The organism is Haloferax sp. Atlit-12N, from assembly GCF_003383095.1.
Lineage (GTDB): Archaea > Halobacteriota > Halobacteria > Halobacteriales > Haloferacaceae > Haloferax.
Window position 1 is genome coordinate 1 of sequence record NZ_PSYW01000087.1, and the last position, 466, is coordinate 466.

Genomic DNA, 466 nt, shown 5'->3' on the forward strand with positions numbered 1-466 from the left:
TACGTCGCGCCTTCGAGGTAGCCGTACCGGAACCCTTGAATCGCGGTGGCGAGCGTCCAGACCGCCATCGCGAGACACATCGCCCAGAGGACGCCGAGGATTTCGAAACCGCTGATAACGGCGTAAATGACGAGCGTGAGCGTCAGAAACCGACCGATTGTGTCGTCTTCGCCGGGGAGGAGGAACGAGAGCCGGGACATACGCGGGGGAGACGCGGCCAAGGGAGTTAGCTTTTGTCGACGTGTCGGCCGGCGTGACAGTCACGCGTCTCCGGGCGCGGGAATCACCAATCTACGATTTAGCCGCAGAGCGCGTACCTAGGTATCGGTGAATCAACCATGGAGAAGAACGTCGGAGGTTACGACCGTATCACGCGCGCCGTCCTCGGACCGGTGCTCATCGTCGTCGGGGCGGCGAGTCTCGCGGGCTTCCTGACCATCGCGGCCGGCACCCTCGGACTCGTCAT

At 63.1% G+C, this 466-nt stretch carries 2 protein-coding genes; one reads left to right on the forward strand and one right to left on the reverse strand.

What is annotated here, in order from left to right:
• Positions 1–200 (reverse strand): hypothetical protein (locus C5B90_RS20125; protein WP_004065277.1); only part of this gene is annotated, 200 nt, incomplete at its 3' end.
• A 138-nt stretch (positions 201–338) separates the two neighbouring features.
• Between C5B90_RS20125 and C5B90_RS20130 the strand changes: the two genes are divergently transcribed.
• Positions 339–466, forward strand: a 128-nt coding sequence (locus C5B90_RS20130) for a YgaP-like transmembrane domain (RefSeq protein ID WP_148708284.1), incomplete at its 3' end; no start/stop codon positions are given.